Source organism: Bifidobacterium hapali (assembly GCF_002259755.1).
GTDB lineage: Bacteria > Actinomycetota > Actinomycetes > Actinomycetales > Bifidobacteriaceae > Bifidobacterium > Bifidobacterium hapali.
The window spans coordinates 37,570-46,457 of record NZ_MWWY01000008.1 but is presented as its reverse complement, the minus strand read 5'-3'; the positions used below and the strand labels follow the sequence as shown (position 1 = coordinate 46,457).

Here is an 8,888-nt window from a genome sequence, read left to right as displayed (position 1 = left end):
CTGACGCGTGGACACGCCCGCCAGATACATGTCAATCAGCGCCTCCTCGACGCTCTCCTCGCGCCGCCGGTAACGCTCGATCACGGCCGACTCGAACACCGCGCCCTTCAGTTTCGGTACCTTCAGGCTCATTTTCCCGGCCTTGACGGTCAGATCACGCTTGTAATGGCCGGCCCGGTACGCCTTGCGATCCCCGCTGCGCTCGTAACGGGCGGCGCCCGTGATCTCGTCGGCCTCGGCGTCGAGCATTGCGTTCAACGTCTCCTCGACGCTTCTACGGACCATCCGGTCCAGGGTGGTCTCCAACATGGCCTGGTCGACCTGTAGAATCTGCTGTGACATGGCTTCGTGCCCTCTTTCCAATCGCGATTTGTTTTGTTTGGCGACAGAAAATCGTACACAGGACACGAGCCATGCCCTTTCATCTCAAGCCCAAGCCAAAGTGCGCAAAATTTCGGGCCTTATCTGACGATGACGCTGTTGTCTGATTTTGTGTCTCGAATTCTATATTTGGGGCATTTTGTATTTTCGAGACAGAAAATTTGTCTTAAAAAGACAATAATACATAGAAATCAGATTTCGAGACAATACCATTAACTGTAAGATCCTTGAAATTTCAAGGATCTTACAGCATACGTAACTTTAATCAACTCGAATCGTTTGTCTTCAATTCGCAATATGGCCGTTTTTACAAATTCAAGGCAAAATCACCGCAAAAATCACCGCCGCACGACGGTAAACAACACACTTTGCGCCGGCTGAGCCGTGAAACGGGATGCACAGTGTGCATCCCGTAGGTGAAGTGAGCGGACACGCGCCCGCGAAGGCATCCGGCGCAAAGGTCAAAGGTCTGTTGTCTACTGTCGCACGGCGGTAAACAACACAGCCTGCGCCGGATGCAGGCTCGGCGGGCGCAACCCGTACGTCGCGAGCACACGGCCCGTCATGAGCACCCCGTCCGGCGTCCACCATCCGAGCGGAGATTGTCCATTACCGATTCCCAGCCCGTCAAGATCCAAATCCAGCCACAACGGCCGCACGCGGTACGTCCCGTCCGGGTCAAGCCCAGGCAGTCGCACTGGCGCCGCCGGATACGTGTCGGAAGTCGTCAGCTGTGTGAACCGGTAGAACGCGGCAGAACGATCCGGCTTGACCATACCGTCCACACGCACCGCCGGGTCCGAGCAATCCGAATGCACGCACGTATCCACCGCAAACCATTCGCGATGCTTCTTAAACTCGGCAATCCACGCGCCGAGCTTAGCTACATCCGCATCCGACTCCTTGAGCAGATTCCACTCGACACCCATGTGCCCGAAGAATGCCATCGCCATGCGCAGTTCCTGACTGGTCGCGCGGTGCGTAGAATGCGCCGGGCTCGCACCCACATGCTCACCGATCATAAACGGCGGCACGAGCAGCGACGTATACCGCTGGATATCCGCGCGCTCAACCGGGTCCACGCAATCGGACGCCCAAATACGGTCCGCAACTTCGAGAATACCGAGGTCAACGCGACCGCCACCCGACGAGCAGCTTTCGATCTCGAGTCCGGGATGCGCGGCCTTGAGATCGCGGAAAATCTGATACACGGCCAACGTTTGCGCGTGCACAGCCGGCCGACCGGTGCGCGGCGAGACCGCTTCGGTCACGAGCTTGTTGTGATCCCACTTGATGTAATCGATGCCGAGCGAGCCAACCAACGAATCCATCGCGCCGTACACGTACGCATACGCATCCGGATTCGTCAGGTCGACAACCTGCTGCGAACGCCCCTGCATCGGCAGTCGATTCGCGGTCGGACGCAGTATCCAGTCGGGATGCTGGCGCACCAAATCGGACTGCAAATTCGCCATTTCCGGCTCAAACCACAGTCCGAACTCCATACCGAGCCCATGCACATAATCGGCGAGCGCGCGTAGACTCTTCGGCCCGTCCGGCCACACGTCTTGCGCGATCTGCCAGTCGCCAAGTCCGCTTGTGTCGTCGCGGCGCGAGCCGAACCAGCCGTCGTCGACCACGAATCGTTCCACGCCGATCGCTGCGGCTTTGTCGGCGAGCGCGGTCAACGTATCGTAATTTTGGTCGAAATACACGGCCTCCCACGTGTTGAGAATCACCGGTCGTGGCTTGTCGGCAATGCCGAGCGCGCGTCGTTCGTCGCGGTGAACGCGGCGCAAGTATTCGTGGAAGCGCGCGGCGACTTCGTTGAGTCCGTGACCGTACGATCCGTACACCCACGGTGTCGTGTACGATTCGCCGTTTGCGAGCGCAATTTCGCCGCCGAGTAGGATTTCGCCGCCGCCGATGAGTCCGGTCGTGTACGGCAGTCGCTCGACGGATAGTACGCTGTTGCCGCTCCAGCCGACGTGCACCGAGTACACGTCGCCGCGCGCGAAGCCGAAGCCAGGTTCACCGGCAGACAGCAGTAGGCTCGCGTCGAAGTCGGGACGGCCGGTCATGGACAGTTTTTCGAAACGGCCGACGGTGAGCGGCTGGCGCTGTGGATGACGTTCGCGCAAGTGATGACCGGTGGTGGTGAGGATTTCGCTCGCGTCGGCGGGTAGCGGGAAGCCGAGTTCAATGCGGCCGATGTCGAGTGTGCCGCTTGCGAGATTGGTGACTTCGAGATGTTGGCGGACGAGGCCGGATTCGTCGAGTTCGGCGGTCCAGATGATTCCGACGCCTTGCTCGTTGTCGCTGGCTTCGACGGTGATGGTTGGGGTTTCGCTTGGGGTTTCGCTGTTGCCGCGTTCGATGGCAGTTGCAGTGACAGCTTCGACTTGGAATCGGCAGTGCAGCTCGATGCCGTCGCGGCGGATTTCGCAGCGGGGTGCGCCGATCCATGATTCGGATTGGGTCGGGAGAATGGATGGCCACGGTGTGTCGTCGAGTGCGCCGGAGACGCGTTGCGGACGCAGAGCATCGTACTGGTTGATGATGGTGGCTGGGTCGGCGATCGGACGACCCCAGTGTGCGATGCGCGGCAGGTCATCGCCGGGGAAAATCAGTGCGAACGCGACGTCGGCGGATGGCTGTTCAACGTAGATCGCGGTCAGATCAGTACCGTTGGCGGCGGTGCCTTGGAACTGGTGGATGAGCGACATTGCGGACTCCTTTTTGCGGTTGTTGGGTTGTATGAGGTTGGTAGGTTGAATCGTAAAGGTTGGATACTGCTTATCTTCGATGGTACGGCAGTTGGTTTTCTTTGCCAGCGTGCGGAGTGTTTGCCGAGGCTGGAAACAAATTATCGACGCAGATAATTTATTGTGTTCACCGCTTCTCTCTTCGTCAGAACAGCACCGTTTTACAGCCATAATTCACGGCTCCCCTTGCTAGGGGAGCTGTCAGCGAGCGCGTCGCGCGGTGAAAAAGTCAGTGAGGATGCACGCGCAGTCGGATTCGCGCACGCCACCGATCACTTCAGGCGTGTGACCGATGTGCGGGTCGCGCGGAATATCCCAGATTGAGCCGCATGCGCCGAGTTTTGCATCCCACGCACCGAACACAATCCGTCCAATATGCGTCTGCACACACGCGCCCGCGCACATCGGACACGGCTCTAACGTGACCACGAGCGTGCAATCTGCAAGATTCCAGCTGCCGAGGCGAGCTGCAGCTGCGCGCATCGCGAGTACTTCAGCGTGGGCGAGTGGGTCGGCGGCATGGACGGCATCGGCTGCATCGTCTGCATCGTGATCCTGCCCGTTTACTCTTGACACGCGCTCCTCCTCGATTGCGTCATCATCGCGACGGGAGCGCATTTCTCCGCGAGCGTTACGGCCCTCGCCGATCACTTCTCCGGCCGCATCCAGCACCACCGCGCCAACCGGCACCTCCCCCTCGGCAGCAGCATCCGCAGCGAGCGCCAACGCGTGTCCCATCGCCTCATCAATACTCATATGTCCAGTCTACGAGGCGCATTGTGTGACTCAGTGTGACATTTCGGCGGATAACAGCCAACTAACCGCCAGAAAGTCACGCTTACAGACCAATAAGTGTGACATTTTGGCGGATATCCAATACTTCTCCGCCGGAATGTCACGTTTCAAGCGTGTTTTTTGTGATTTTCCGGCGGAGAATCACCCAGTAACCGCCGAAATATCACACACGAGCGCACCCACGCCGTGTAAAGCGGCTCATAAAGGATGTCGCTGCAGCCACGGCCAACATCCGCCACTCATGAAGCAGCCTGTAATGATCGCGCAAACAAACCTTGATATGGATAGTCAATAGATAATAGATCAGCAATGCGTACGAGAGGGGAACGAATAATGATTGCGTATAAGGGCGATATTCTGTACGCGCCAACACCGGATCGGTTCACGGTAATTGAGAACGGCTATGTGCTGGTTGGTGACGATGGCAAGGTCGTGGCGACTGGTGGGTCGCTGGAGGCGCTGTTGGAGGCGACGTCTCGAGGTGATAGTGACGGCGTCGATGTGGCTGATCAATCTTGCACGACCGACGAAACTGACAGCATAACAATCGTCGATCGCACCGGCAGTTTGATTATTCCCGGGTTTAACGATCTGCACGTTCACGCACCGCAGTATCCACAGGCTGGGCTCGGGTTTGATTACGAGCTGCTGCCGTGGTTGGAGAAATACACGTTCCCGACCGAGGCAAAATATGCAGATATTGATATCGCTGATCATTGGTATCGGCGGTTTATTACTCACATGTGGCAAGTCGGCACGTTGCGATTTAGTGCATTCGCAACGTTGCATAACGAGGCTACGCTGCGGCTGATGCAGCTGTGTCAAGAGTCCGGATTGAAGCCCTTAATCGGTAAAGTAAACATGGATCGTAACTCGCCAAACTATCTCGTCGAAGATACTGACGATAGTCTTTCCAGTACTGAACAGCTGATTCAGCAGTCACGCAAACTGACACCGGATATCGGATTCATTATCACGCCACGATTCGTACCATCAACCACGCCGGAACTGATGGTCGGTCTTGGAGAGCTAGCGCAACGATACGATGTACCGGTACAATCTCACCTCGATGAGAATCGCAACGAGATCGATTGGGTGCGCGAACTGCATCCAGACATCCCCACGTATACCGAAGTGTACGAACAGTACGGGCTCATGCCGAACAATCGCACCATCATGGCACACTGCATATGGCTCACCGATCGCGAGCGCGCGATTCTGAAAGACCACGGAGTGTGGCTGGCGCATTGCCCGCAGTCCAACATGAATCTGACCAGCGGCATCATGCCAGTGCGGCGCAATCTCGATTACGGACTGAAAGTGTCGATTGCGAGCGATATTGCGGCCGGACATGAGCCAAACATGAATCGGCATATTGTCACGGCGATCGAAGCGTCGAAGATGAAAACGTTTGAAACCGGTTACGAACATGATCGTCCGTTGAGTTTGTCTGAAGCGTTCCACATGGCTACGAAAGTCGGCGGATCGTTCTTTGGCAAGGTTGGTTCGTTCGAGCCGGGATACGATTTCGATGCGCTTGTGATTGCTGAAGACGAAAGTCTGCTGGAACTCTCCCCTGAAGAGCGACTTGAGCGGTTCATTTACGCGGGTAGTAGCCGCGACATCGCAGAGCGCTACGTCAGCGGACGGCTGATTGATAAACCGTTTGCGTGACGGGTAGCGAATGTGCAGACAATGAAGTTTCTGCTCTTTCTGCTCGCTTTCTGCTCACGATGAGCAGAAAGCGAGCAGAAAGAGACCATAAGTCCGCACTAACGAGACACTACCGCAGACTTACGGTCGTTTTAGGCAACACAATAGGCCGTAAGTCGTGATCACCATCGCGATAGTGCATACTTACGGCCTATTGCTTATCATGCGCATTGATCGCATAGTATTTCGTCGAGCGTCCACCACCGCGCTTATTAAGCAGTCCCTCACGAATCATTTCGCGCAGTAGTTTGCCAGCACTAGATTGCGCCAGTCCAGTCATTTCCTGCACTTCGTTACGCGATATTCCCTCAGTTCTACCAGCAAGTGACAAAATGATGTGTCTTTGTGTCGATATCGGATCATGTAACTGTCTCTGTTGATCATCTACGATTGATGTACTTTGAGTTGTCTCGTCTTGTCCGATGGCTTGCGGACTCACAGCAGGATTATGCGATGGTAGTACAAGCTTGAATGCATTGTCGCTGATTTGAAATTCCGGACGAACTGTAGTCTTCTGATAATCATGGAGAATCTTCGGAACACCTGTGCCATATGCTTCAACCCATCCTAATCTATACAGAATAGCCGCAAGTTTGGGATTACGCTGTAGTGATGTGCCTAGCATCATATCGCCTTTGGTCATGCCCGTCGGTAATCCTCCGAAATTTACAAACTCGATCCGATCATCGAAAATACTGACCAATCCCGGTCCCGCAAGCGAGTAATCACGGTGGACAACAAGATTAAGTAGAGCCTCTCGCAGTACAGGCAACGAGTAATCTCGATTATCTATACGCTGCAATGCGCTGTCAAATGTTGATCGCGTAGAATTGAAACGATTAATATATGCCGCAACATCTTGGAATTGGCGGAACAGCGAACCGGTAAACTCCTCACGACTATTAAATGTAGACTTATCAACCCCCTCAAATACAGCAGCTTTTATTGTAGCTGGACATTGCTCAGAAAGCAGCCACGCTAAATTGGTATACGATCCCGCATCGCTCACCAGTCCCAGCGTACGTTTGGATTGATCAGTAAATGGAAGGTTCGCTTGTCGAAACACTAAAGACACTGTGTCGAATGTGAGGGATTGTTCCACACTTATCATGTCCTCAAATGAGAGTTGTGTAGACTCTCGGATCATGTCGAGTATCGCTACTTCACTGGCCTGAATTGACCCAGCCCCCAATCGAATATACACACCAGCTGGGCGAGGTCCTTTATCACTCAGATAATATGGTCGATGCGTACCCGGATGGACCTCCACGATCACCACGTTACGGCCAGAACGTTGCACTGGATATATTGAGGTGAAACGAACTACATCGGGGTGGATGCCACTGCTGATCGACTGCATAATCCTCAACATGCAGCCATCAACATCTCTCACTCCTACCGCGGTCCCATCATCATCTACGCCAATCAAAATCGAGCCCCCGCCAGAATTTGCGAATGCTACAACAGTTTTCTTCGCACTGTCATTCCATTCTGCTTTAAATTCGAGATGCTGATCTTCGTTTTCTGCCATCTGCTCGCTTTCTGCTCTTTTTCTGCTCGCTTTCTGCTCATCATAGCAGAAAGCGAGCAGAAAAAGAGCAGAAAGCACGTTCCACCAAGATGCAAACTCCATTAGCTTTGAGCTGTAGCTATCACTTTCTCTCTTTAACCAGCTCATTATCAAGCCCTGAGTACTATGGATGTACAAAAAATCATACATGCGATGTACAAAAAATGTGCTTTGCGCAGGCTCAACGGCTTGTCATCATCGGTGATGGCAGCACAGACACAGACCATGAGTACGCACTAACGTGACACTACTGCTCACTTACGGCCTGTTTTACTTCTGCCCATCAGCATGTTACAAATACAGAGCTGGCAGCATTCAGTTTGGCGGTTCAAATCATTACAAGTCTAAGCTATCAGAGTTAAGAAGGAACTGCTTGAGTCCCATAGTGACAATGCCATGCTCATCGCGAGAAGGACGCTTATTGCCACCAACCACGACAATCTTCTTAAACGAATCACCAATACCAAGCAATGGCCGAACTTCTTGCGCACGCTTATCGGCGTCAGGCAAGGCGAACGCAGATTGCACATAGTAACGTTTACTGCCAAGGTTAGCTACAAAATCAACCTCAACGTTCTTGTAACCACCACCAGCCTGTGGAATATCTACAATACCAACATCCACCGCATAGCCACGCAATCGTAACTCGTTATAAATGGCATTTTCCATAATGTGTGTTTCTTCTTGCTGACGGAAATTAAGTCGCGCATTACGCAACCCTATATCCTCAAAATAGTATTTAGACAGCGCCCCAATATGTCTCCGCCCCTTAATGTCGTAACGACTAGCACGTTCAACAAGAAATGCTTCCTCGAGATAACCCAGATATTTGATAATTGTCGGCTGAGACAGCTTCAACCGACCTGCACTAGCAAACGTATTCGCTAACCTGCCAGGATTGGTTAACGATCCAATCGCTGATGCGATTACGTCTACCAACTCACTGAATCCAGCCTCATTCCTGATGCCATTACGTTCGATAATATCGCGCAAGTAAATTTCATCCAACAGACGACTCAGGTAAGCAATCTTTGACTGTTCGTCCGGTTGAGCAAGTACAAGAGGCAATCCACCAAACGTGGAGTAATCGTTCCAATCATCCTCCCAATCACCGTCAACAGCATCATGATATTCAGCAAAGCTTAATGGATGCACGCGGATCTGATCACCACGACCACGAAACTCAGTGATGATATCACTCGACAAAAAACGCGAATTACTGCCAGTTACATACACATCTACATGTGGCAAGTGCAGAAAACCGTTAAGGACATCCTCAAACCCAGCAATATATTGGACCTCGTCCAGCATGACATAATATTGGCCATCATCAATCATTCTGGAACGAACATAACGATCACATACATCAGGATCGCGCAACTCACGGTTAGCTCGATCATCGAGTGCAATACCGATAATGTGGTCTTCAGGGACCCCTGTATCAAGCAGATGCTGCTTGAATAACGTAAACAGTAAATACGATTTGCCACAACGACGAATTCCAGTAACGATCTTAACAAGGCCATTATGTTTACGGTCAATAAGACGCCTCACGTAAGCGTCCCGTGGTATCACGTTCATTGCTATTGGTCCACCACCATATCGTCTATTTTAAAAAATGATAAAAAATTAGCTTTTTCTAAAATAGACGAAAGAAGGGACTT

General features: G+C 52.9%; 6 protein-coding genes. 1 reads left to right on the top strand and 5 read right to left on the bottom strand.

Going from position 1 to position 8,888, the window contains the following annotated elements; translation table 11 throughout:
• The 3 genes from BHAP_RS02395 to BHAP_RS02385 all read right to left on the bottom strand — a co-directional run.
• A partial coding sequence (locus BHAP_RS02395) for a transposase (protein ID WP_211279666.1) occupies nt 1–342 on the bottom strand: 342 nt, incomplete at its 3' end.
• A 515-nt stretch (nt 343–857) separates the two neighbouring features.
• The gene (locus tag BHAP_RS02390) at nt 858–3,107 is read right to left on the bottom strand and encodes an alpha-galactosidase (protein WP_094729218.1); all 2,250 of its coding nucleotides are present in this window, start codon (nt 3,105–3,107) and stop codon (nt 858–860) included.
• Nucleotides 3,108–3,347: 240 nt separating this feature from the next.
• Complete coding sequence (locus BHAP_RS02385; protein ID WP_094729217.1) at nt 3,348–3,902, bottom strand: nucleoside deaminase; 555 nt, start codon at nt 3,900–3,902, stop codon at nt 3,348–3,350.
• Nucleotides 3,903–4,274: 372 nt separating this feature from the next.
• Between BHAP_RS02385 and BHAP_RS02380 the strand changes: the two genes are divergently transcribed.
• Nucleotides 4,275–5,615, top strand: coding sequence for an amidohydrolase family protein (locus BHAP_RS02380; protein WP_094729216.1), 1,341 nt, complete (start codon nt 4,275–4,277; stop codon nt 5,613–5,615).
• A 190-nt stretch (nt 5,616–5,805) separates the two neighbouring features.
• On the opposite strand, the gene BHAP_RS02375 is transcribed toward BHAP_RS02380, so the two are convergent.
• Both BHAP_RS02375 and BHAP_RS02370 read right to left on the bottom strand, forming a co-directional pair.
• Nucleotides 5,806–7,332 (bottom strand): RNA-binding domain-containing protein, encoded by a 1,527-nt coding sequence (locus BHAP_RS02375; protein ID WP_158216411.1) that lies wholly within the window; start codon nt 7,330–7,332, stop codon nt 5,806–5,808.
• A gap of 228 nt (nt 7,333–7,560) precedes the next feature.
• Entirely contained in the window at nt 7,561–8,778 is a 1,218-nt protein-coding gene (locus BHAP_RS02370; RefSeq protein ID WP_244569262.1) for an ATP-binding protein, read from the bottom strand.
• Between the last annotated feature and the right edge of the window lie 110 nt (nt 8,779–8,888).